This window comes from Gordonia sp. NPDC003504 (genome assembly GCF_053587995.1).
In genome coordinates, this window is the sequence record NZ_JBSFPC010000008.1 from 142,386 (window position 1) to 164,688 (window position 22,303).

Genomic DNA, 22,303 nt, shown 5'->3' on the forward strand with positions numbered 1-22,303 from the left:
TGATTGATGTGTGGACTAATCAGCGTTGTGCAGCAATGCGTTTGCCAAGTTTTCGGGTGACCTTTCGGTACGACGACGGCCGCACCGGCAGCAACCACTGCATTGCCCTGGTGACCGCGCCCAGATTGAGGTCCGCCTCGTCGAGCAGTTCGTCGATGTTGTGCAGCGAGAACGGCACCACGTTGGTGCCGCGCGCATGGTGACCGTCGGTCCGTTGCTCCATCCAGGCCACACGCTCGGCGACGAATGCCCTCATTTCGTCCTTCGACGGCACGGTGTGCTGGCCTGCCAGATACGACCCCGTCCATACCGCGGCCATCTCGGCCGACAGCGGCGAGAAGAACGACGAGTTGTAGCCGGCGAAACTGAGATTCGGCACGTCGATCGGCAGGATGTGGCGATAGAGCTGGAAGTTGCCGGCGTCATCGGTGAGACGAGCCTGGACGTCGTCGTCGAAGAACGGCACCTCCTGACGGAAGCCGGTACCGCAGATCACCACATCTGCCGGGATCACGGTGCCATCGGACAGTTCCGCGAATGGCTTGGAGTCCTTCTCCAGGAACCGGGCGACGGTCCGATCCCGACGGACGGTGATACTTCCGTCGTGGACGCCTTCGTAGAATCCCTCCGACGCCAAACTGACCGATGCCTTGGCGATGGTGTGGAACGGCTCGTCGGGGACGAGGTCGGCCTTGTCGAGCCCGAGTTGACGGACAACCACCTTCTCCACCGAGTCCGTCAGTCCACGGGCGATGGCAGAGTCGTTGGCGTGTAACACTTTCTCCATGCCGGAGACATTCTGGTAGCGGAACAGTGCTTCACCCATCCGGGTGAGCAGCAGGTACTTGTAGTTGAGGACGCCCAGGATCTTGCGAGGCACCTTCCACAGCAGGCCACGTGCGATCACGGTGGTGCTGGCGGCCACCGGTGCCACGACCGCTGCGACATCGCAGGACGACTTTCCATACCCGACCATGACCACGTTGCGTCCGGCCACCTCGTCGAGTGAGCGCAGATCGCCGGTCGTGATGAGTCGACCACCGGCCGCCTCGAGTTCGGCGACGCCCTCGTAGTCGGGGAGCACCGGCGTGGAGAAGATGCCGTTTGCGACGACGAGATGATCATAGTGATCGGTGACGGTACTGCCGGGCTGTTGAGAGCAGGCCGATACGACCAGCCAGCCCGTTTCGTCGTCGTTCGGAGCAGCGTTGACGACGGTGGTGCCCAGACGGAGATACGGTGCGAGACCGTACTTCTCGACGTAGGTCTCCAGGTACTCCTGCACCTGCTCACCACCCAGCCACTGCGGATATGACCGCGGCATCGGGTGATCGGACATGTGATAGGTCTGCTTGTTGTTCTGGGTGGTCAGACCCGGGTAGCGGCGGATGGAACTCCATACCCCACCGACGTCGGGAGCCGCGTCGTAGACGACGACGTCGTGGCCGAGTTCAGTGAGGACCTTTGCGCTGGAGAGGCCGGCGAAGCCCGCGCCGATGATTCCGATTTTCATGTCACTCCGTCAGTTTCGGGATTGCGGGAACAAACGACTCCGGGCCCATGGCGGAGTAACCACCGTCGACGGCCCAGTCGGCGCCGACGACGACGGAGGCGTCATCCGAGGCGAGGAATGCGACGACGCGGCCGATCTCGGACGGATCGGCGACACGACGGGTCAGATGGAATGGCGCCGCGACGGCGTCGGTCTTGGTCCGGTCGCCGTTGGAGAGTTCGTCCATGACCTTCGACCAGGTCCACCCCGGGTTCACACTGTTGACGCGAATGCCATGAGGCACAAGGTCCATCGCCATCGATCGGGTGAGCTGGGCGACGGCAGCCTTGCTCGCCGGGTAGGCCCATCGGCCGGTCTGTGCGACCTTGGCCGAGGTGCTGGTGAAGTTGATGACCGAGGCGTGCTCGCTCCGTTCGAGATGGTCGAATGCGTGCCGGACGACTTCGACCATCGAGACCACATTGACGTTCAGCGCGGTGAGCCAGTCGGCCCGCGATGTGTCGAACCCGTCGTCGACGTAGACCGCGGCGAGGTTCACGACGATGTCGATGCCGCCGTGGCGATCGACGACGCTCGAAACCATCCGGGCCAGTGCGTCGTCGTCGGTGATGTCGGTCTCGATGAAGTCGATACCGGGGGCCTGGGCTGCGGCCTTCTCGCCGCCGACGACGTCGACGTCGACCACCACGACGGCGGCACCGGCCGCGGCGAGTTCGGCCACCACCCCGTGGCCGATGAGTGTGGCGCCACCGGTGACGATCGCGGTGCGCCCGGACAGATTGGGCATTGTTCCTCCCAGGGGGCTGAGTCCTGTGACGTGAATGGCTGTCGCGCAGTAGTGCGTCCAACAGTGCACGGAACGTTAGGTGCCGCCCTGATCTGCGACAATGCAGAATGCGCAGGCAACATCCGTTGTGCGCGAGATGAGCCGGTAACGGGATGGAAACGTATACCCAGACGCAGTTCTGCGTAGTGATGAACGATGTTCCCCGATGCACACATCGCTGCGGAGCAACGTCATTCGTGACAGATCTGCGGCCAGGGCTTCTCCCCTGTCTGGAATCGAAGCAGCAACCTGGCTGTGCGGAAGTGTGTGACCGACCTGTGATCCAGACGTTCTGACTCGCAGTCAACGCCACCGGTACACCCCGAATGGCGTGCAATGTCACGGACGCCGATGAACTGCTGCTCTGGCATGCAATCTGCACAGTGAGGACGCCGAGCACGCGCGGATTCGGCGACGTCCGCAGACTGCCGAGGGGCCGATATCAGGTCCGCCACACCGACCCCGACGGCACCGAACACGGGTGCGCGCCATCGTCGACGGACGGTCTCCTGGCGTGCTCCTCTGCGCACTGCCACCGGCGGACCCCACATCCGATCTGGGCTTCCCGGGCCGCGCGGGCCGAATACCCGGCTCGGTGAATGTCCCGGCAGTGACCCTCATCGACAAGAACTCTGGCCACTTCCGGTTCGATGGCGCATTCGGTCAACTGAACCCCCATGACGGACCCGTTGCGGTCTATTGCGGCGGCGGAATCGCGGCGAGTCTCGACGCATTCGGCCTTGTCAACCAGATTCACCAGGATGTGCGGGTCTACGACGACTCCTTGAACGAGCGGGCATTGGACCCGGATGCGCCGATGACCTGACACGGCAGGTTCACTCGGCGGGTTGGGAGGGCTCACCAGCCGGATCTGGCGGGTTCACTCGGCGGGGGCGGGGATGTCGTTGCCGCCCACGACAACCCCGCCGAAAGCTTGTGAAGATTGGGGTTCGCCCCGTTTGGTACCGGACGGGGCGTGAAGGTTCCGTCTCGGTCGCGTGGCATGTTCAACGCAACGGGCCGACCTCCGACGGCTCGGAGCCGATCTCGTCCTGACTTCCGGCACGGGCATGCGTGGACCGGCGGGCGTACGCGGTGCCGGCGGCCAGCATCGCCGGCGAGATCGCTCCCGGCGTTGCTGTGCCCGATCTGCGCACTCGGGATCACCAAGCCTGTTCGGTGCGCGCGCCAAGGCGTAGGAGCGCCGCATACAGATTCATTGGACGCGGCCGACGAGGATTCGCCGGCAGGCTCCTCGGGACGCTCAGCGGTCCAGCCTCGGCGCGGTTTCGACTTCTTGGCATCAGCTCATCTGAGTCGAGCGACTTCAGAACCTCGGAGCCCTCGATGCTCATCGACACAGTTTGTTCCGGCAAGCCCGCATGGGCGCGGACTGCATTTGTGAACTCCTGGAGCGGCACTTGATACGCGTCGTTGCTCGCCTTCACCAACTCTCTTGGTGCTGCCCGATCCCACGACCTTGCGGACGAGGGCGGTATAGGTGAGCTTGACGGCCTGTTCGGCTGTCTGATTGACACCGATGAGCTGGAGCTCGTTCAGTATCGTCATGAGCTTCGCTATGTCCCCTCGATCGACCACGTGAGGACCAAACAAGAAAGACCCGGTTGAAAACCGGGCCTGACCTGCGAAAACTCTGCTCCCCCAACTGGACTCGAACCAGTAACCGTTCGATTAACAGTCGAATGCTCTGCCAATTGAGCTATGGGGGATTGCTCGTTTCGGTCCGTCCGGCCCTCGTTCGGGGTCCTTCAGAACCGAACGCTGACTCTAGCGCATGGGGCGAGCAAACGACAAAACGCCAGCTCACAGCCTCGGCGGCGTCGACACTCAGCTGAGCGCCGACGCCGCCGAAACCACCTCCCCCGGTTAGTGACCTGCCACCACGTCGGCCTCGTCCACGGTGACCGGTGTGCGGGCGTTGGGCAGGAACCAGTACCCGAAGCAGACGATGCCGAAGAACAGGTAGCCCAGAGCCACTTCCGGGTTCGCCGCCCACGCCACCTCCGGCGCGTGGATCAATCCGATGAACGACAGCACCGCTCCGACGGCGCACGCGATCGCCGCGAAGTGGAACTTCTTGTCCAGGATGAACGTGACAATCGCGCCGAGCACCAGTCCGACCAGCACGGCCCCCTGACCCAGGGTGGTCAGGCCGCTGTAGACAAGACCGGCGTTGGTCAGGGCCTCACCCCCGACGTCGGCGGCGGTGGTGTTGGCCGCCGCCAGCGCATTGTCGATCAGACCCGACCCCCATTGGGCGAGGTTGGGCAGGATCGCGGCGACGACGGCCACCGCATGCAGGCGCGGCACCGCCTGGAAGGCCTGTGCACCGATCAGCAGGCCGATGTAGAGCAGGATCGGCACGATCGCGGGCACCGGCAGTAGTGCCTCGAGGACACCGAACAGCCCGGCGAAACACAGCACGCCAACCGCGACGCCACTGGCCAGCGAGTAGCTTGATCGTCCGCCGGCGTCCTTCCATCCGGGGTGGCCGATGTACACCGCGGGCGGGAACGGCGACCCGAAGGCCGCACCGATGCAGGCACCGGCACCGTCGGCGAGCAGGACGCTGCGGAGGTTGTAGTTGTCACCGGCCGCCGCGGCGCTCTCGACGTTGCTCATCGCCTCGGTGAAGTTGTAGACGCCCAGCGGGATCGCGGTACCGAGCAGCGGCGCGAGATCGCCGAGACCGGAGAAGAGCATGTCGAAGCGCTGATCCGGGATACCGACCGCGATGTCGGACACCGCCTGCGACAGATCGGGCACCGACATGAACCCACCGATCCAGCCGATCGCGGTACCCACCAGCAGGGCGGCCAGGCCTACGGGGATGTTGCCCGGCAGCTTCACGTCGGTGAAGAAGCCGATGAGGATGATCGCCAGCACCGGCAGGCCGATCCATGCCGCATCCCACATCTGCCCGGCCGGCCGCATGGCGATGAACGTGATGGAGATACCGGCCAGGGTGCCCAGCATCGCCGCACGCGGTGTGAGCTTGCGGACGTAGGGCCCGATGAAGGCGCCGATCATCACGATGACACCGATCATGAACGCCCACGCCACACCGGCCTGCCACGCCTGCATCGCGTCATCGGTCTTCAGATAGACCGGCAACATCACCACGAAGACGACGATGAACATGTGCGGGACGCTCGGCCCGTACGGCAGCGCCGTCACATCGGTACGCCCCTCGCGTTGTGCCAGTCGCCGCGCCAGGAACGTGTAATACACGTTGCCCAGCACCAGCGCCACACCGAGAGCCGGCAGGACCGTCCCCAGGACGTCGGCGGCGGGGATCTTGACGACGGCGATCATCAACCCGGTCAGCGTGAGGACGTTGACGAGGATGTTGAATCCGAGCCCGACGAAGGCGTTGGTGTCGCCCCGGGTCCACCACGGAACGGTGGTGGGCGCGGGCGTCTGCGGTGCTGGCGGCGCGGTTTCGGCGGTGGCACTCATGACGGAAATCCTTTCGGCAGAACAGATGTGGCGAGACAGGTGTGGCGAGGGTTGGGTACGGATCGTCGGAGGGTGTCGGGGATGGTGAAGAGGGTTGTCGGGTCAGGAGGCGGCGACGATGCCGGGGCGCTCGCTGCCGGTGAGGGCGGCGATGATGTCGGCGCTCGCGGCGGTCCAGCCGAAGATGCCGCCCTGTGCGGCGATCATGTCCAGGCCGACGCGCTGGAACTCGGGGAAGTACGAACCGACGCAATCGGCGACCACGACGCACTCGTATCCGCGGTCGTTGGCCTCGCGGGTGGTGGTGTGTACGCACACCTCGGTGGTCACCCCGGTCACCAGTAGTTGCGTGATCCCGTTGTCGGACAAGATCTTTCCGAAATCGGTGGCATAGAACGCGCCTTTACCGGGTTTGTCGACGACGTACTCCCCCTCCATCGGGGCGAGTTCGTCGATGATGTCGTGGCCGTACTCCCCGCGAATGAGGATGCGTCCGAACGCGCCGGGATCACCGATGCGTTTGCTCGGCGCACCGCGGTGGAGTTTGGCCGGTGGACAATCCGACAGATCGGGTAGGTGACCCTCCCGGGTGTGGACGATGACCATGCCGGCCGCCCGGGCGGCTGCCAGCAACTCCACCAGGGGCGGCACCACCTTCTGCAGTTGACCGACATCGTTACCCAGGGTTTCACCAAAACCCCCGGGCAACAGGAAGTCTCGCTGCATATCGATGATCACCAGCGCGGTGTGGTCGAGATCGAGCTCGATGGGGGCGGGTTGTGCGGTGATGGACACCATGAGAATCCTCTCGGGGCGGGGTACAACGAACGGGAGATCGGGGGCCGACGGGTCAGGACGAGATGGGCGCACCGGCCGCGGTCTCGGCGCCGACGGCCGCGTGCGGCCGGGGCTCATCGAGTAGCGCCGCCGCCAGACCCAGGGCGGCATCGTCGGTGAGCGCGTTGCCGAGAAGCATCGCGCTGTGCGGCCGGCCGTCGGCGGTATGACCTTGTGGCACCGCCACTCCCATCAGATCCAGGAGGTTGCCGAAATGGGTGTAGTGGCCGAGTGCGGTGTTCGCTGCAAGCGGCTCGGCGAGCACCTCCTCAACGGTGAAGGTGCGGCCGATGGTCGGGACCACGAGCACGTCGATCCCCCGCCATAACTGCGCGGCAACACCTTTGAGTTCCTGCAGCCGTTGCATCGCGGTGAAGGCGTCGACGGCGGTGTAGTCGAGGCCGCTGCGCAGGATGTCGCGGACGACCGGATGGATGGAGTCGGGATGTTCGGCCAGGAACTCCCCGAACACCACCAGCCGTTCGGCCACCCACGGTCCGGCGTAGAGCAACTCCCCCGCCGCGAGAAACGGCCCCAAGGAGACGTCGACGATGTCTATGGGGGTCGGCATCTCCATGTGCGACAACCGGTTCCGGAACGCCAGGTGCGCCTCGCGCATCTGCTCGTCGCCGAAGAACTCCAGCTCGTCGACCGGGGGCAATCCGACCCGCAGCCGATCCCCTTCCCAGGCCGCACCGGCCGGACGCGACCAGGGATCGGCGTCGTCGACGGCGGCCAGCACCGCCATCACGCGATCGACATCATCCACGCACCCGGCCATCAGGGTGATGCAGTCCAACGACTTACACGCCGGCACCAGTCCGACCGCACTGATGAGACCGCGCGACGGTTTGTACCCGACGACGCCGTTGAGGGCGGCGGGCACCCGGCCCGATCCGGCGGTGTCGGTGGCCACAGCGAACGGCACCTGCCCCAGCGCCACCGCCAGCGCTGATCCGGAACTCGAACCGCCGGAGATCATTTCGTTCCCGTACACACTGCGGGGAATGGTGTACGGGGTGCGGGTTCCGTTGAGGCCGGTCGCGAACTGATCGAGGTTGGTCTTGCCGACATACAGCGCTCCGGCGTCGAGGAGGCGCTGCACCGCGGGCGCGGTCTTCTCGGCGACATAGGCGAAGTCCGGGCACGACAACGTGGTCGGCACCCCCGCCACGTCGATGCTGTCCTTGACCCCGAACGGCACGCCGTACAGCGGTAGCCCACGAGCCCCCAGACGCGACTCCAATTCTGCTGCCGCCGAGAGCAATTGATCGCGCGGAACGGTGGAGAGCCAGACCCCGTCGTCGCCGCGCGCCTCGATGGCGTCGGCCACCCGACCGGCCGTTCGTGTCGGCGACCCACTTCCACTGATGTGACTGTCGATGATCTCGGCCACGGATGGTCCCGATTGGGGACCCTGGCCCGTCGTTGAAAATCTCATAACGTCGATTGTCGACAGAATCATGGCGCCTGGGGAACGGTTATGTGTCGTTTGTGTTAGCGACTGTCCGCCGCGTCACGCACCGATCAGGTGGCTCTCAGGCGGACACATCGGCGTCGTCGCCGGTCGCCGCAACGAGATCCAGATATCGGAGGTGCCCGTGATCATGCATCGCCGCGACCACAGCGTCGGGATCATTGGATTCCAACGCCTCGAGAATGGTCCGATGCCTGCGCAGTCCGTCGTCGGACCCGTGGTCGTCGGCCTCGGACCGAAGGTTGACCGCCATCGGCAGTTGCAGTTTCAGCAGGATCGGCGCCAGGGCGATGTCGAGTTGCCGATTGTCGGCCAGCGCCATCACCGCCGCGTGGAACCGGCGGTGCGCATCGTCGCGTTCCAGGTCGTCCGACGCCCGCCGCAACTGTTCGTAGGCCTCTCGGACGGCGGCGAGCTGGGTGTCGGGGTCGCGCAACGGCAACGCCGACTCGATCGCGAACCGCTCGAGCAGCGCCCGGAGCTCGAACAGTTGCAGGATGTCACGCGGCGACCATTCCGCCACCCGCACACCCCGCCGCGGTAGGTGTTCGACCAGTCCCTGCTGCGCGAGGAGACGAAGCGCCTCACGGACCGGGGCACGGCTGAACCCGAGATCGGCGCACAGGTTCTCCTCGACGACCTTCTCACCGGGTTGGAGTTCGCCGGACAGGATCGCGTCGCGGATACGGCGGGCGGCGACGTCGACGAGGCTCTCCGGAAGCCCGCGCGCCCTCTCTGCCCCGTCGTGCCCCGCCATCGTCGAAACCGCTCCCTGGTGTCGGCGCCCGTCGGATTCGTCGGCGCTCTCGTGCAAACTCCCGTCGAGTCTAGTCATGGGCGATCGCGCCCAGCGACCACGACGCCGCAGGCATCCGCCGAGCGGTATGCGCGGTGCGGTAATCTCGCTGCCCGGGCATGTTTCACGCCCCACGGGGCGGTAGCTCAGTCGGTTAGAGCCGCGGACTCATAATCCGTAGGTCGCGGGTTCGAGCCCCGCCCGCCCCACCATCGAGGCCGCAACCGGCTTCCAAGCGCGTCGTCGTCCCGTCGGCAATCCAGCCGTTGCAGGCACGCGACGACGCCAAACATCATGCGAACGGGCCGGGACATCTTCCGGCCCAAGCACATTCACGGTTAGGCCCTCCACCACCCGGATGTGGACGATCGCCGTCACCGGCGAGACCAAAGACCCCATTCCGCCATCGGAGGTCCCGACCTCGCCGAAAGCGCTCCCGGCGCTGCGTGCCCGGGCGTAGCGTCGCCGCCATGAACGCAATGTGGGTGATGCCGGCAGTGGCCCTCGTGTCGTGTGTGATCATCGGGATCGGATTCGCAATCGGAATCCCGGGCAACAAAGACTGACGCCGACACAACGAGCCCGCGCCCGATGAGGTCATCGGGGCGCGGGCTCGTGTAGTCGCCGACCGCGCAGCCGTCGCAATTCTGACCGCCGCTCCCCCGTTGCATTCTGCTACAGTGGCGCATGTAGCAGAATGCAACACCGACAGTGGGAGTCCGCGATGGCCGATACGGCAGACAAGGTCACCCGTTTCTCGGCCGCCCTGGTCGAGGAGGCCGGCACCGAGGGAGCCCGCGAACACCGCTCGGCGCGTCAGCAACTCGAGCACTGGGCCCGCGTCGGCCGTGGAGTGTCGCTGCGCACCAGCTCCGCGCGACGACGAGTCGAGGCCGCATTGGCCGGCAGCCTCCCGATCGGCGAACTCACCCCGGAGGAGTCGGTCGTCTTCGACGCCGAGATCGACGCGCATCTCGAAGAACGACTCGCCCGCACCGACGTGGTGACCGATCGTGCCGCACAGGGATTTTCGTCGGTGGCACTCGATGAGCTCGGCCGGATGGTCGAGTACCGGCCGGACGGGTCGACGGTCATCCTGGAGTGAGCCCTCGCCTCGATCTGGTCATCGGGTGCAATGGCGCGGGCAAATCGACTCTGGCGCAACAACACCTGATGCCGCTGCTGCACACGCCGTTCGTCAATGCCGACGAGATCGCACGCCTGCGCTGGCCCACCGCACCCGCCGAACACTCCTACGAGGCGGCGCAGGTCGCCGCCCGCACCCGCACGACGCTCATCGGGCTGCACAAATCGTTCATCGCCGAGACCGTCTTCTCCCACCCGTCGAAACTCGACGTCATCGACGCCGCCCACGAGCACGGGTTCCGCGTGATGCTGCACGTCGTCATGGTTCCCGAGGAACTCGCCGTCCACCGCGTTCGACTGCGCGTGACCAGCGGCGGCCATACCGTCCCCGAGGACAAGATCCGCGCTCGCTACGCCCGTGTCTGGCCGCTGGCGGCCGAGGCCGTGCGCCGCGCCGACCAGGTCACCGTCTACGACAACAGCATGTCGCGACCTCGCATCGTGGCGCGCTTCGTCGACGGCACCCCGGTGGGCTCGCAGGACTGGCCCGAGTGGACGCCACATGCTCTCCTACCAGCCCCGTCATCTACCGAGTGATATACCCCACACCGGTCACGACGAGTGAAACGCTGCGCTCACTGCCCATCCGGACAGGTCACACCCCATACTTTCTGGCAATCGAGAAGGAGCAGCGCCGACAGGCGATCAGGGGGCGAGGACACTCATGCGGAGTATCGATCACATCTGGGGACGGCCCGCGCCGATCCCCGATCGCTGCGGCATCATCCACACCTACGCCGGCGGATGCACCTACAACGCCGACGACCCGCACCGACCCCTGTATCCGCCGGAACTACGCCCGGGTAGTCGTCTCGACGACGCCGCCTGAAGGGTTCCGGGACGCCGCGTCCACGGCGAGCCCCAATGATCGCGAGGTCAGCCGGCGTCGGCGGCACCCGGGTCGACGGCCTGCTCCAACAGACTGCGGCGGTAGGCCTCGAGGGCCACGAGATCCCCGAAGACCGCGTTATAGGCGTCGGGATCCTCGCTGGGCGACATGCGACGTAGCCGCGACTTGATGTCGGCGATCTGCGCGCCGACCCACACTTCCTGCAGCCGGGCCAGCACGCTGTTGATGTAGCGCGGAATGTTCTCTTCCACCACCGGCATCGGCTCGACCGCGAGTTCGGTGACCAACGGCGAGAGCACCGGATCATCGACCTCGTGATTGACCGCGTCCACCCATTGGGCGCCACCCATCCCCGACGACGTGCCGCCGAGATCGGCCATCACCTGGCGCATACGCGCGTACGCGGGATCGGTGAAGCATTCGCCGGGCAGTGAGTCGAACACGGTGCCGGCGATCGCCGGATACTGCAACGCCGCCTTGAGCGCCTCGCGCTCCGGCCACAGTCGCGGGTCGTCGGCGCGGGGCTTGCCCGGTTCGGGCGGCTTGGCGGCCTCGGGTCGCTCACGACGATTCGTCCGGATGCCCGTGGGCGGCGTCCGTCCGCTGGCGCGGGCATGCCGGGCCCCCTCTTCACGAACCCGTGCGAGCACCTGCGGTACCTCTTCCCAGCCCACCCAGCCGGCCAGCTGCCGGGCGTATTCGTCGCGCAGCGCAACGTCTTTGATGCGTGCGACGACGGGCACCGCCTCACGGAGTGCGTGCACCCGGCCTTCGGCGGTGTCGAGATCATAGGCCGCGATCAACGTCTTGATCGCGAACTCGAACATCGGTACCCGGCGGGCGATGAGGTCGCGGACGGCGGCGTCACCGCGCCCCTGGCGCAGTTCGCACGGGTCCATCCCGTCGGGCGCGATGGCCACGAAGGTCTGTCCGGCGATCGACTGTTCACCCTCGAAGGCCTTGAGCGCGGCCGCCTTTCCGGCGTCGTCGCCGTCGAAGGTGTAGATGACCTCGCCGCGGAAGTACGTGTCGTCCATCATCAGCCGCCGCACCAATGCAAGGTGGTCCTCACCGAAGGCTGTCCCGCAGGACGCCACCGCGGTGGTGACACCGGACAGATGCATCGCCATGACGTCGGTGTAGCCCTCGACGATCACCACCTGATGCCCCTTGGCGATGTTCTTCTTCGCCAGGTCCAGGCCGAAGAGCACCTGAGACTTCTTGTACAGCATGGTTTCCGGCGTGTTCATGTACTTGCCGAGGTTGTCGTCGTCGAAGAGTTTGCGAGCCCCGAATCCGATGATGTCGCCGCCGAGGTTGCGGATGGGCCACAGCAGGCGTCGATGGAATCGATCGATCGGCCCCTTACGCCCCTGCTTCGACAACCCGGCCGCCTCGAGCTCGGAGAACTCGAATCCCTGCGACAGCAGGTGCTTGGTCATCGTGTCCCACCCGCCGGGGGCGTAGCCACATCCGAACTGGGCCGCCGCGGCCGCATCGAAATTGCGGTCGGTCAGGTAGTCACGGGCCGTCTGCGCCTCGGGTGACTTCAGCTGTTCGACGTAGAACGCATGCGCCGCGGCATTGGCCGCGGCCAGCCGGGCCCGCGTCCCCCGATCACGTTGGACGCTGGTGCCGCCGCCCTCATAGTGGATCTGGTATCCGAGCCGGTCGGCAAGTTGCTCGACGGCCTCGACGAAGCCGATGTGCTCCTGCTTCTGCAGGAAGCTGTAGACGTCGCCACCCTCACCGCACCCGAAGCAGTGAAAGTGCCCATGATGCGGGCGGACATGAAACGACGGGGTCTTCTCGTCGTGGAAGGGACACAGTCCCTTGAGCCGATCCGGACCGGCCTGCCGCAACGCCACGTACTCGCCGATGACGTCCTCGATGCGGGTCTGCTCACGGACTGCCGTGATGTCGCGATCGGGGATTCGGCCTGCCACTTTGACCAGTGTAGTGACCGCCGTCGCGGGCGTCGGCACGGTGTGCACTGCGGCCGAATGGGACGGGGCGACCCGGGATCGCCGCTACCGTCGGATGCGGAGCGACCGACCATCCTGGTCGCCGATCGACAAGGAGCACCATGACATCGCTGTCACCGACCGATGACCTGCCCGTCGACGCGCAGGCCCGCCTGACCAGCGGACACGACTTCTGGACGACCAAGCCCGAGGGGTCGTTGCCGTCGATCCTGATGACCGACGGCCCGCACGGTCTGCGTCGTCAGTCCGGGGCCACCGACAACCTCGGGATCTCTGGCAGCGAACCGGCGACGTGTTTCCCGCCCGCGGCCGGGTTGGCGCAGTCGTGGGATCGGACGCTGGCGCGGCGGGTCGGTGCTGCCATCGCCGACGAGGCCCGCGCGCAGGGCGTCAGTATCGTGCTCGGACCCGGCGTAAATCTGAAACGCTCACCGCGCGGTGGACGCAACTTCGAGTACTACTCCGAGGATCCCCACCTGACCGCCGCGCTCGGCGGTTCCTGGGTGCACGGGCTGCAGAGTCGCGGGATCGGGGCATCGCTGAAGCACTTCGCGGTCAACAATCAGGAAACCGATCGGATGCGGATCAGCGCCGACGTCGACGAACGGTCCCTGCACGAACTGTATCTGCGGGCGTTTCGCCAGATCGTCATCGACGAGCAACCGTGGACGGTGATGTGTTCCTACAACCGCATCAACGGCGTGCACGCCGCCCACAACCGTGAACTGCTGACCGAGATCCTGCGTGAGAGTTGGGGTTTCGACGGAGTGGTGGTCAGCGACTGGGGTGCGGTGGCCGAGCGTGTGCGTTCGATCGCCGCCGGCCTCGATCTGACCATGCCCTTCCCCGGGCCACGCTCCGACGAGCGGGTCGCCGCAGCCGTCGCCGAGGGCACCCTGGACGCCGGCGCGCTGCGAGCCGCCGCGCGTCGCGTGGTCGCGTTGGTCGGCCGGGCCACCGAGTCGAGCCACCGATGCCCCGACCGACCCCGTCGACCTCGATGCCCATCATGCTCTCGCCCGGGAGGCCGCCGCCGCGTCGATCGTGTTGCTGCGCAACGACGATGCGCTGCTGCCGCTGTCGACCTCCGAACGCATCGGCGTCATCGGCGCCCTGGCGGCGCAGCCCCGGTATCAGGGTGGCGGCTCGTCGCATGTCAACGCCACCCGCGTCGATGTGCCGCTCGACGAGGTCGGTCACCGCGCCGACGGGGACGTGCCATTCGCCGCGGGCTACCGACTCGACGACACCGACGATTCCGGTCTCGCCGAGGAGGCGGTGACACTGGCGCGGTCGGTCGACACGGTGCTGCTGTTCCTCGGCCTGGCCGACCGTCAGGAGTCGGAAGGTTTCGACCGCACCGACATCGACCTGCCCACCGATCAGATCGCCCTCGCCGCCGCGGTGACGGCCGCCAATCCGCGCACGGTGATCGTGCTCGCCCACGGTGGTGTGCTGGCGGTGTCCCCGCTGGAGGCACCGGCCATTCTCGACGGTGCACTGCTCGGCCAGGCGGCCGGTTCCGCGATCGCCGACGTTGTGTTCGGCGAGGTGAATCCCTCGGGGCGACTCGCCGAAACCATTCCGATGCGGATCGAGGACACCGCCGACTTCCTGAACTTCCCCGGCGAATCCGGGCACGTCCACTACGGCGAAGGACTGTTCATCGGATACCGCTGGTACGACGCCCGCGACCTGGACGTCGCCTTCCCCTTCGGACACGGGTTGACCTACACCAGTTTTGACTACGCCGACCTGCGCGTGTCGGTCGACGCGGAGGCGACGATCGAGGCCACCGTGACCGTAACCAACACCGGTCCGAGGCGCGGCCGCGAGGTCGTGCAGCTCTACGTCGGTGTGCCCGGATCGGCGGTGAGCCGACCGATCCGAGAGCTGCGGGGATTCGCCGACATCGTCCTCGACCCCGGCCAGAGCGGCGACGTGACCATCACCGTGGAGCCGGATGAGCTGGCGTACTGGGATATTCGCGCCCACCGATTCGTGGTGGAATCCGCACCCCACACCATTTCGGTGGGAGCGTCGAGCCGCGACATCCGGGTGACCGCCACGGTGGACATCGTCGGCGATCAACCCCGCATCCCACTGACCATGGAATCCAGCGTGGCCGAGGTCCTCGCCGACCCGGTGGCCGCCGAGGGCATGGCACCGATCGTCGGCGCCATGTTCGACGGCGCCGATTCCGGTGAGGGCATGGATCTGGTGACGATCATGGGATCGGTGCCGGTGGGTCGCATCGTCGACTTCTCGGGCGGCCTGCTGCCACCAGAGGTGTTGCGCGACATCCTCGATCGGGCCAACGCGGCTCACTGAGCGGCGTACCGACCCGCCCGGCGACTACCCGAGGTGCGCTTGCGCCCCGGAGTTCTGCTTGTCCATCCGTTCCAGACGGCCCTCGGTCATCGACGCAATCTGATCGACGATGACCCGCTTGCGGGCCACGTCGTCGGCGGCCTGCTCCCAACTCGGCACAAAGACCGGGTCGAGGCCCCCGGGGGCTGCGGCGGTCAGCCACTCCCCCACCCGGTGAATGCGCTCCCGTTGCCGCGCCTGATGCGCCTTGTGCCGCGCGTTGGAGAAGATGAAGCGCAGCGCAAGGGTTTTCAAGATCGCGACCTCTGCCGCAATCAACGGGGGTACCTGCAGGTCCGCGTCGTACCGGGAGATCGACCGATCACCGACCACCTCACGGGTCCCGGTGATCGCGGCCGAGGCGAATCGTCCGATGAGCTCACTGGTGAGACGCTTGAGTTTCACCGAGGCATCCAGGCTACCGTCGAACACGCCCACCGCCGCCACGATATCCATCCGGGAAAGGCGTTGGGCCGCATCGATCAACGGCTCGGGTTCGAGTTCGGGAAACTCCTTCACACCGATCTCGGCGAGGGTGCGCTGATCATCCGGGTCGGCCAGGGTCCGCAGATCGATGCGGTTGGCGATCACACCGTCCTCGAGGTCGTGCACGGAGTAGGCGACGTCGTCGGCCCAGTCCATCACCTGCGCCTCGATGCATTTGCGGTCCCCTGGCGCGCCACGTCGAATCCAGTCCAGCGCGGCGGCGTCGTCGGCGTAGGCACCGAACTTCACCTTCGGTGGCCGCCGCGTCCACGGATACTTCAGCGTCGCGTCGAGCGATGCGCGGGTCAGGTTGAGTCCGGCGCTACGACCCTGATCGTCGAGGAGCTTCGGTTCGAGCCGGGTCAGGATGCGCAGATTCTGCGCGTTGCCCTCGAATCCGCCGATGTCGGAGGCGAAGTCGTTGAGCGCACGTTCGCCGTTGTGACCGTACGGCGGGTGCCCGATGTCGTGGGCCAGCCCGGCGAGCTCGACCAGATCGGGTTCACATCCCAACCCGATACCCACGCCGCGGCCGATCTGGCCGACCTCCAGCGAGTGTGTCAGCCGGGTTCGCGGCGTATCACCCTCACGCGGCCCGACCACCTGCGTCTTGTCGGCGAGCCGACGAAGCGCAGCCGAATGCAGTACGCGCGCACGGTCGCGCGCGTACTCACTGCGGTGATCGGTCCGCGTTCCCGGAAGACTCGCCACCTTGGCACCCTCGGGCACCATCCGTTCGGTGGCCTCATCGCCGTAGAACGCGGTGGGCGGTATGCCGGACCGCCCCGCGATGGGGGTACTAGTCAAGCACCCAGCCCCGGCCGACGGCGAAATCGGTGATGCGACGACGGATGGCGACGATCTGCGCTGCGGTCAGGTCGTCGGCGGAGTCGAGCAGCAGTTCGGTGAGCTCCTCGGTGAATGCCGCCGCATCGAGGGAGCCGCTACCGGCGCGAGGACGACGCGGACGTTCGTTGCCCTGCCGGTCACCGCCATGGCGATCATTGTGCGAACGTCCACCGTGGTGGTCGTCGCGACGATGCGGGCGCGCACCGGCGGGCGCGTCGTCGGCCGGTGCGGCCTCGGTGACGGCGACGTTGATCGCCTTCGCGCCGCGGTCGGTCTCCTCCACGTCGAAGGACACCTTGGCGCCCGGCTTCAACTCGTTCTCGTCGATGTCGATGTCGTTGATGTGCAAGAACACATCGGCCCCACCGGATTCCGGTGCCAGGAATCCGAATCCCCGATTCGCGTCGTAATGAACGACCTTGCCACTGACTGCCACGACTCTCCCACTCACTCTCTCACTCCGCGCACCACGGACCCCTTGCCCGTGCGGCGGTATGGACTCCAATTGTGACAGACAGCCGCAGGTCAGGCCCAGTCGGGAAATCCATGCCCGGTCCGGGCCCCGGTCAGGCGCCGAGCAGCTTGCCGCCGAGGTACTCCGCCACGCGATCGATGCCGACGCGTTCCTGGCTCATGGTGTCGCGTTCGCGAACGGTGACGGCATGGTCGTCGAGGGTGTCGAAGTCGACGGTCACGCAGAACGGTGTACCGATCTCGTCCTGACGGCGATACCGCTTGCCGATGCCTTGCGCGTCGTCGAACTCCACGTTCCAGTTCTTGCGGAGTTCGGCGGCGAGGTCCTTGGCCTTGGGCGAGAGTCTCTCGTTGCGTGAGAGCGGCAGCACCGCCACCTTGACCGGCGCGAGTCGCCGGTCCAGGCGCAGCACGGTGCGGGTGTCGGTGCCGCCCTTGGCATTCGGCACCTCCTCCTCGGTCAGCGCGTCGCACAGGAAGGCCATCACCGAGCGCGTCAGGCCGGCGGCGGGTTCGATGACGTACGGGGTGTAGCGCTCACCGGTGGCCTGGTCGAAGAAGGACAGGTCCTCGCCGGAGGCCTTCGAGTGAGTCGACAGGTCGAAGTCGGTGCGGTTGGCCACGCCTTCGAGTTCACCCCACGGGTTGCCGGAGAACCCGAACTTGTACTCCACGTCGACGGTGCGCTTGGAGTAGTGCGACAGCTTCTCCTGGGCGTGCTCGTAGAGTCGCAGGTTCTCCGGATCGATACCGAGACCGACGTACCAGTTGAACCGCTGATCAATCCAGTACTGATGCCACTGCTCGTCCTCGCCGGGCTTGACGAAGAACTCCATCTCCATCTGTTCGAACTCGCGGGTGCGGAAGATGAAGTTGCCCGGGGTGATCTCGTTGCGGAAGCTCTTGCCGATCTGGGCGATACCGAACGGCGGCTTCTTACGCGCGGTGGTCATCACGTTCTTGAAGTTCACGAAGATGCCCTGCGCGGTCTCCGGACGCAGGTAGTGCAGGCCCTCTTCGTCGTCGACCGGACCGAGGAAGGTCTTCATCAGTCCGGAGAACGCCTTGGGTTCGGTCCACTTGCCGGGCTGCCCGGTATCCGGGTCATTGATGTCGGCGAGACCGTTCTCCGGCGGGTGACCGTGCTTGATCTCGTACGCCTCGAGCAGGTGATCGGCGCGGTAGCGCTTGTGGGTGTAGAGCGATTCCACCAGCGGGTCGGTGAACACTTCGACGTGTCCGGAGGCCTCCCACACCTGACGGGGCAGGATCACCGACGAGTCCAAGCCGACGACATCCTCGCGGGAGGTGACCATGGTGCGCCACCACTGCCGCTTGATGTTCTCCTTGAGCTCCACACCGAGCGGACCGTAATCCCACGCCGACCGGGTTCCGCCGTAGATCTCACCACTGGGGTAGACCAGACCGCGCCGCTTGGCGAGGTTGACGACGGCTTCGACTTTGGACGGGGCGGCGGCCACGATGAATCGCACTCCAGGTGACGTTGGGACAGGTCACGGCCGGGTTCGTCGGCGGGTACCCACCGGCGATCGGCAACCCTTACAGGGTAGCCGCCGGGGTTGCGGCGGCAGAATCGTCGTCCGGTTACCACCTCGGCATGGGGCGGACACCGGCGGGGCAGGCCTATCCCGAGGTCCTCGAGGCGGTGCGGGGCGGCGACACCGACACCGTGCTGGGCTGGCTGCACACCCTCGACCACACCACCACGATCGACGCGCGACGCTGGTATCGCGCGGTCGGACGCAAGACCGCACGCTTGGCCGTTCACAGGCGATAGGGATGGGGTTGGCGATCGGCCTGTCCGAGTCCGTCGACGACGCAGTCCGCAACTGCCGGTGGACACATGAGTAGTCCGGTGAACGGCTCGGCGACGCCATCGCCACCTTGGTCGCCGACGGTCGTCTCGATCGCGACGAGGTGATCACCGCAGCGCTGAACGCCCTGTCCGGGACGGAGTCGGCGACCTCACAGAAGCCCTTGGCCTTCGTGCTCCGCGGCTGCCGTTTCGGGGCTACGACGTCACCGGGGCACGAGTCCCTGGTGTCCCAGCTGATTCCGCTGGTTCACGCCAACGCGCGGCCGGTGCTCCTCGACGCCGTCCTGTCGGCCGACCTGACCGACGGGACCTTGCTCGACATCGGCACGATGATCCTGGCGCGGAGTGAGAAGGCTCCGAAGAAGTCACGGGTGTCCCCACCTCGCCGACGCCCGGGATCATTCACATGACCCTCACGCCAAACGACAACGACTTCCTTTAGCATGGACTGCATGGAGCACATTCCCCGGTCATGCGATTCCGCGGCGGATCGCCAGGACACCGCGGCCCGCGAGGCCGCCAGCGAACTCCTTCGCGCCCTGGCCTCCCCCACCCGCATCGCCATCGTGCTGTCGCTGCAACAAGGCAGCAAGTGTGTTCACGAGCTTGTCGGCAGCCTGCAATTGAGCCAGCCACTGGTGAGCCAGCACCTCCGCGTCCTCAAGGATGCCGGGGTGGTCCGCGGGCACCGCAACGGTCGGGAGATCATGTACGAACTCCTCGACGACCACCTCGTCCACATCGTCACCGACGCCCTGGTCCATGCGACGGAGACACACGTGGCGTCTGCCGATCCCGATGTCGAGGCCGCCTCATGAGCGCCGACAGTTCCACGGCGCCGTCACGCCCGGTCACCGGCGTGCGATCCACCCGGCAGCGCGCCGCGATCGCCGACGCGCTGGCGGCCAGCGACGACTTCCAATCCGCGCAAGAACTCCACGAAAAGCTCAAGGCGCGTGGCGAGTCCATCGGCCTCACGACCGTCTATCGCAATCTGCAGGCACTCTCGCAGGCCGGCCAGATCGATTCCCTGTGGGACGGCTCCGGCGAGACCCGCTATCGACACTGCTCCAATGGACACCACCATCACCTGGTGTGCCGCGAATGCGGGACCACCGTGGAACTGCAGGCCGATACCGTCGAGCGGTGGGCCGCCGCCATCGCTAAGAAACACGGATTCACCGACATCCACCACACCGTGGAGGTCTTCGGCGTGTGCGAGCGGTGTCACGCCTTGGCGGCCCAGGAATAGACGCGCCTGCCAGAACAGGCCGGTGCCGCGCACCGAGTCACGTACCGACGAGCGCCCCGGCGATGTCGGCACCGGTCACCAGCACCACATGCAGCACGGTGAGCAGCGCGACGTCGGAGATCCCGCCGATCGGGAAGGTGTAGTACAGCAGCACATCGGTGGTCACGCCGGTGGGATCCGAACGGCGCAGGCTCCCGAAACTCAGTGTGGCGTCGTGATTTTCGACGTCATCGCGGAGATCCGAGGTGTTCGGGAGATTCACCGCGACGAGCTGGGTGACGCTGAGGACCTCGAGATGCTCACCGAGTTCGACCACCCGGATCGAGGCACGCGTCAGCCCCACCTGCACCACCACCGAGTCCGCGTCCACCTCGGCGACGTCACCCACCTCGGCCAGCAGGGCGGAGATACGCCCGATCGAGGTGCCACCGGCGGCGCCCGCCGACGTCGAATCGTCGTGGCTCACCGGGGTTTCACTCCGCCGAAACGGCGATCACGCGAAGCGTATTCGAGGCAGGCATCCCACAGATCACGCCGGTCGAAATCGGGAAACAGCTTCTCCTGGTACACCATCTCGGCATAGGCCGATTGCCAGAGCAGAAAATTGGAGATGCGCCGCTCCCCGGAGGGACGCAAGAAGAGATCGACGTCGGGCATGTCCGGCTCGTCGAGATAGCGCGCGAACGACTGCTCGGTGATGCGTTCCGGATCGATCTCGCCTGCCGCCGCACGACGAGCGATTTCCTTTGCGGCGTCCGCGATTTCGGCACGGCCACCGTAATTGACGCACATCGTCAGGGTCATCACGTCGTTGTCCTTGGTGAGTTCCTCGGCCACCTCGAGTTCTTTGATGACGCTGCGCCACAGGCGGGGTCGGCGTCCGGCCCACCGCACCCGAACGCCCATCTCGTTCATCTCGTCGCGGCGACGGCGGATCACATCACGGTTGAATCCCATCAGGAAGCGGACCTCGTCGGGGCTGCGCGACCAGTTCTCGGTGGAAAAGGCATATGCCGACAGCCATTTCACGCCGATCTCGATGCACCCGCACACCGAGTCCATCAGCACGGCCTCACCGCGTTTGTGTCCCTCGGTGCGTGGCAGCCCGCGATCGGTGGCCCAGCGACCGTTGCCGTCCATCACCAGGGCGACATGATTGGGGACGAATTCGGCCGGGATCGCCGGTGGAGTGGCTCCGCTGGGATGCGGGTCCGGTGGTCGTACCTGTGTCCGCGCCTCGGCGGTCTGCCGTTTGGCGGAGCTACCCGGCCGCAGCGCCATCGTCGACTCCTCTCACACCCGATTCCACCAGCCTATGGGGAGCGGTGCGTTCGATGAGCGGCAGGGTGCGCAGCTGACGTTCCAGATGCCACTGCAGATGGGCGGCGGTGAGGCCACTGGCCTGTCGCCGCAACGAATCACTGGTCTCGACGGTGTGTTCCCACTGCCCACGGAACAAGGAATCCATCAGATCGAGCACCCCCGGCGACGGGGTGGCGGCGCCGGGCGGGCGGCAGTGCAGGCACACCGCGCCGCCGGCGGCGACGTGGAAGGCACGATGCGGGCCAGGCTGGGCGCATCGCGCGCACACCTCCAACGCCGGCATCCACCCGGCGCAGTGCATGGCCCGCAACAGGAAGGCATCGAGAATGAGTTGCCCGGGACGTCGGTCGTCGGCCAATGCCTCCAACGCGCCGACGGTCAGGCGCTGCAGTTGGGGGGCGGGTGCGCGTTCCTCGCCGGCCAGCCGTTCGGCGGTCTCGAGCACCGCGCAGGCGGTGGTGTAGCGGCCGTAGTCGGCGACGATCGCGTCGGTGAAGGCGTGCAGACTGTGCACCTGGGTGATGACGTCCAGGTTGCGACCCGGGTAGAGGTGGACGTCGACGTGGGCGAACGGCTCCAGCCTGGCGCCGAACTTCGACCGGGTCCGCCGCACGCCCTTGGCCACTGCCCGCACCAGACCGTGTTCGGCGGTGAGCAGGGTGATGATGCGGTCGGCCTCGCCCAGCTTGTGCTGGCGGAGCACCACACCCTCATCCCGGTAGAACCTCACCGCGACATTCTGTCACCGACCGACGACAGGCACCCACGGTGACACACCCGAAGTCGGCATACCCGAAGACGA

General features: G+C 66.4%; 23 protein-coding genes, 2 tRNA genes and 1 pseudogene. 11 read left to right on the forward strand and 15 right to left on the reverse strand.

Annotated features, from left to right (window positions below; all coding sequences use genetic code 11):
- Positions 1 to 19 precede the first annotated feature (19 nt).
- Together ACWDPV_RS16000 and ACWDPV_RS16005 are read right to left on the reverse strand one after the other, a co-directional pair.
- Positions 20 to 1,513, reverse strand: a complete 1,494-nt coding sequence (locus ACWDPV_RS16000; protein ID WP_449743792.1) for a flavin-containing monooxygenase — start codon at positions 1,511 to 1,513, stop codon at positions 20 to 22.
- Position 1,514: 1 nt separating this feature from the next.
- Positions 1,515 to 2,300, reverse strand: a complete 786-nt coding sequence (locus ACWDPV_RS16005; RefSeq protein WP_449743793.1) for an SDR family oxidoreductase — start codon at positions 2,298 to 2,300, stop codon at positions 1,515 to 1,517.
- A gap of 520 nt (positions 2,301 to 2,820) precedes the next feature.
- Here ACWDPV_RS16005 and ACWDPV_RS16010 point away from each other — a divergent pair.
- Positions 2,821 to 3,165: a rhodanese-like domain-containing protein gene (locus ACWDPV_RS16010; RefSeq protein ID WP_449743794.1), complete on the forward strand. Its 345-nt coding sequence runs from the start codon at positions 2,821 to 2,823 to the stop codon at positions 3,163 to 3,165.
- Between the two features lie 181 nt (positions 3,166 to 3,346).
- On the opposite strand, the gene ACWDPV_RS16015 is transcribed toward ACWDPV_RS16010, so the two are convergent.
- The 6 genes from ACWDPV_RS16015 to ACWDPV_RS16040 all read right to left on the reverse strand — a co-directional run bounded on the left by ACWDPV_RS16015 (position 3,347) and on the right by ACWDPV_RS16040 (position 8,890).
- Positions 3,347 to 3,496 carry a hypothetical protein gene (locus tag ACWDPV_RS16015; protein ID WP_449743795.1) on the reverse strand — a complete coding sequence of 50 codons (150 nt, stop codon included), beginning with the start codon at positions 3,494 to 3,496 and terminating at the stop codon, positions 3,347 to 3,349.
- Positions 3,497 to 3,996: 500 nt separating this feature from the next.
- Positions 3,997 to 4,069: transfer RNA gene (locus ACWDPV_RS16020), tRNA-Asn, on the reverse strand.
- Between the two features lie 157 nt (positions 4,070 to 4,226).
- Positions 4,227 to 5,819 carry a regulator gene (locus tag ACWDPV_RS16025; RefSeq protein WP_449743796.1) on the reverse strand — a complete coding sequence of 531 codons (1,593 nt, stop codon included), beginning with the start codon at positions 5,817 to 5,819 and terminating at the stop codon, positions 4,227 to 4,229.
- 102 nt (positions 5,820 to 5,921) lie between these two features.
- Complete coding sequence (locus ACWDPV_RS16030; protein WP_449743797.1) at positions 5,922 to 6,617, reverse strand: cysteine hydrolase family protein; 696 nt, start codon at positions 6,615 to 6,617, stop codon at positions 5,922 to 5,924.
- Between the two features lie 52 nt (positions 6,618 to 6,669).
- Positions 6,670 to 8,097: an allophanate hydrolase gene (locus ACWDPV_RS16035; protein ID WP_449743798.1), complete on the reverse strand. Its 1,428-nt coding sequence runs from the start codon at positions 8,095 to 8,097 to the stop codon at positions 6,670 to 6,672.
- A gap of 97 nt (positions 8,098 to 8,194) precedes the next feature.
- A complete protein-coding gene (locus tag ACWDPV_RS16040) occupies positions 8,195 to 8,890 on the reverse strand; it encodes a GntR family transcriptional regulator (protein WP_449743799.1) in 696 nt (231 codons plus the stop codon).
- A gap of 174 nt (positions 8,891 to 9,064) precedes the next feature.
- On the opposite strand from ACWDPV_RS16040, the gene ACWDPV_RS16045 reads away from it, so the two are divergent.
- From ACWDPV_RS16045 to ACWDPV_RS16060, 4 genes are all read left to right on the forward strand, one after another.
- A tRNA-Ile gene (locus tag ACWDPV_RS16045) sits at positions 9,065 to 9,141 on the forward strand.
- A 512-nt stretch (positions 9,142 to 9,653) separates the two neighbouring features.
- Complete coding sequence (locus ACWDPV_RS16050; RefSeq protein ID WP_449743800.1) at positions 9,654 to 10,034, forward strand: TA system antitoxin ParD family protein; 381 nt, start codon at positions 9,654 to 9,656, stop codon at positions 10,032 to 10,034.
- The gene (locus tag ACWDPV_RS16055; protein ID WP_449743801.1) at positions 10,031 to 10,612 is read left to right on the forward strand and encodes a zeta toxin family protein; all 582 of its coding nucleotides are present in this window, start codon (positions 10,031 to 10,033) and stop codon (positions 10,610 to 10,612) included. Before ACWDPV_RS16050 ends, ACWDPV_RS16055 begins: the two co-directional genes overlap by 4 nt.
- Before the next feature lie 127 nt (positions 10,613 to 10,739).
- Positions 10,740 to 10,904, forward strand: coding sequence for a hypothetical protein (locus ACWDPV_RS16060; RefSeq protein WP_449743802.1), 165 nt, complete (start codon positions 10,740 to 10,742; stop codon positions 10,902 to 10,904).
- 47 nt (positions 10,905 to 10,951) lie between these two features.
- On the opposite strand, the gene dnaG is transcribed toward ACWDPV_RS16060, so the two are convergent.
- Positions 10,952 to 12,871, reverse strand: coding sequence for a DNA primase (dnaG, locus tag ACWDPV_RS16065; RefSeq protein ID WP_449743803.1), 1,920 nt, complete (start codon positions 12,869 to 12,871; stop codon positions 10,952 to 10,954).
- Positions 12,872 to 13,122: 251 nt separating this feature from the next.
- Here dnaG and ACWDPV_RS16070 point away from each other — a divergent pair.
- Positions 13,123 to 13,791 (forward strand): annotated as a pseudogene (locus ACWDPV_RS16070) (glycoside hydrolase family 3 N-terminal domain-containing protein); the annotation flags it as partial.
- Positions 13,792 to 13,954: 163 nt separating this feature from the next.
- A complete protein-coding gene (locus ACWDPV_RS16075) occupies positions 13,955 to 15,241 on the forward strand; it encodes a glycoside hydrolase family 3 C-terminal domain-containing protein (protein ID WP_449743804.1) in 1,287 nt (428 codons plus the stop codon).
- A gap of 24 nt (positions 15,242 to 15,265) precedes the next feature.
- Here ACWDPV_RS16075 and ACWDPV_RS16080 read toward each other — a convergent pair whose 3' ends face one another.
- The 3 genes from ACWDPV_RS16080 to ACWDPV_RS16090 all read right to left on the reverse strand — a co-directional run bounded on the left by ACWDPV_RS16080 (position 15,266) and on the right by ACWDPV_RS16090 (position 18,582).
- The gene (locus ACWDPV_RS16080; RefSeq protein ID WP_449743805.1) at positions 15,266 to 16,573 is read right to left on the reverse strand and encodes a deoxyguanosinetriphosphate triphosphohydrolase; all 1,308 of its coding nucleotides are present in this window, start codon (positions 16,571 to 16,573) and stop codon (positions 15,266 to 15,268) included.
- Positions 16,566 to 17,051, reverse strand: coding sequence for a cold-shock protein (locus ACWDPV_RS16085; RefSeq protein ID WP_449743806.1), 486 nt, complete (start codon positions 17,049 to 17,051; stop codon positions 16,566 to 16,568). The genes ACWDPV_RS16080 and ACWDPV_RS16085 overlap by 8 nt, the downstream gene beginning before the upstream one ends.
- Positions 17,052 to 17,181: 130 nt before the next feature.
- Positions 17,182 to 18,582: a glycine--tRNA ligase gene (locus ACWDPV_RS16090; RefSeq protein ID WP_449743807.1), complete on the reverse strand. Its 1,401-nt coding sequence runs from the start codon at positions 18,580 to 18,582 to the stop codon at positions 17,182 to 17,184.
- Between the two features lie 5 nt (positions 18,583 to 18,587).
- Here ACWDPV_RS16090 and ACWDPV_RS16095 point away from each other — a divergent pair, with 5 nt between their 5' ends.
- The 4 genes from ACWDPV_RS16095 to ACWDPV_RS16110 all read left to right on the forward strand — a co-directional run bounded on the left by ACWDPV_RS16095 (position 18,588) and on the right by ACWDPV_RS16110 (position 20,178).
- Positions 18,588 to 18,887: a hypothetical protein gene (locus ACWDPV_RS16095; protein ID WP_449743808.1), complete on the forward strand. Its 300-nt coding sequence runs from the start codon at positions 18,588 to 18,590 to the stop codon at positions 18,885 to 18,887.
- Between the two features lie 107 nt (positions 18,888 to 18,994).
- On the forward strand, positions 18,995 to 19,336 hold the full coding sequence (locus tag ACWDPV_RS16100) for a hypothetical protein (RefSeq protein WP_449743809.1): 342 nt from the start codon (positions 18,995 to 18,997) through the stop codon (positions 19,334 to 19,336).
- A 42-nt stretch (positions 19,337 to 19,378) separates the two neighbouring features.
- Positions 19,379 to 19,744 carry an ArsR/SmtB family transcription factor gene (locus ACWDPV_RS16105; RefSeq protein ID WP_449743810.1) on the forward strand — a complete coding sequence of 122 codons (366 nt, stop codon included), beginning with the start codon at positions 19,379 to 19,381 and terminating at the stop codon, positions 19,742 to 19,744.
- On the forward strand, positions 19,741 to 20,178 hold the full coding sequence (locus tag ACWDPV_RS16110; RefSeq protein ID WP_449743811.1) for a Fur family transcriptional regulator: 438 nt from the start codon (positions 19,741 to 19,743) through the stop codon (positions 20,176 to 20,178). Before ACWDPV_RS16105 ends, ACWDPV_RS16110 begins: the two co-directional genes overlap by 4 nt.
- A gap of 37 nt (positions 20,179 to 20,215) precedes the next feature.
- Here the strand turns inward: ACWDPV_RS16110 and ACWDPV_RS16115 are convergent, their stop codons facing one another.
- Genes ACWDPV_RS16115 through recO form a run of 3 tightly spaced genes read right to left on the reverse strand, consistent with a single transcriptional unit; the run spans position 20,216 to position 22,231 of the window.
- Positions 20,216 to 20,644 (reverse strand): hypothetical protein, encoded by a 429-nt coding sequence (locus ACWDPV_RS16115; protein WP_449743812.1) that lies wholly within the window; start codon positions 20,642 to 20,644, stop codon positions 20,216 to 20,218.
- The gene (locus ACWDPV_RS16120; RefSeq protein ID WP_449743813.1) at positions 20,641 to 21,459 is read right to left on the reverse strand and encodes an isoprenyl transferase; all 819 of its coding nucleotides are present in this window, start codon (positions 21,457 to 21,459) and stop codon (positions 20,641 to 20,643) included. Before ACWDPV_RS16120 ends, ACWDPV_RS16115 begins: the two co-directional genes overlap by 4 nt.
- Positions 21,440 to 22,231 (reverse strand): DNA repair protein RecO, encoded by a 792-nt coding sequence (recO, locus tag ACWDPV_RS16125; RefSeq protein WP_449743814.1) that lies wholly within the window; start codon positions 22,229 to 22,231, stop codon positions 21,440 to 21,442. The genes ACWDPV_RS16120 and recO overlap by 20 nt, the downstream gene beginning before the upstream one ends.
- Positions 22,232 to 22,303: the final 72 nt, after the last annotated feature.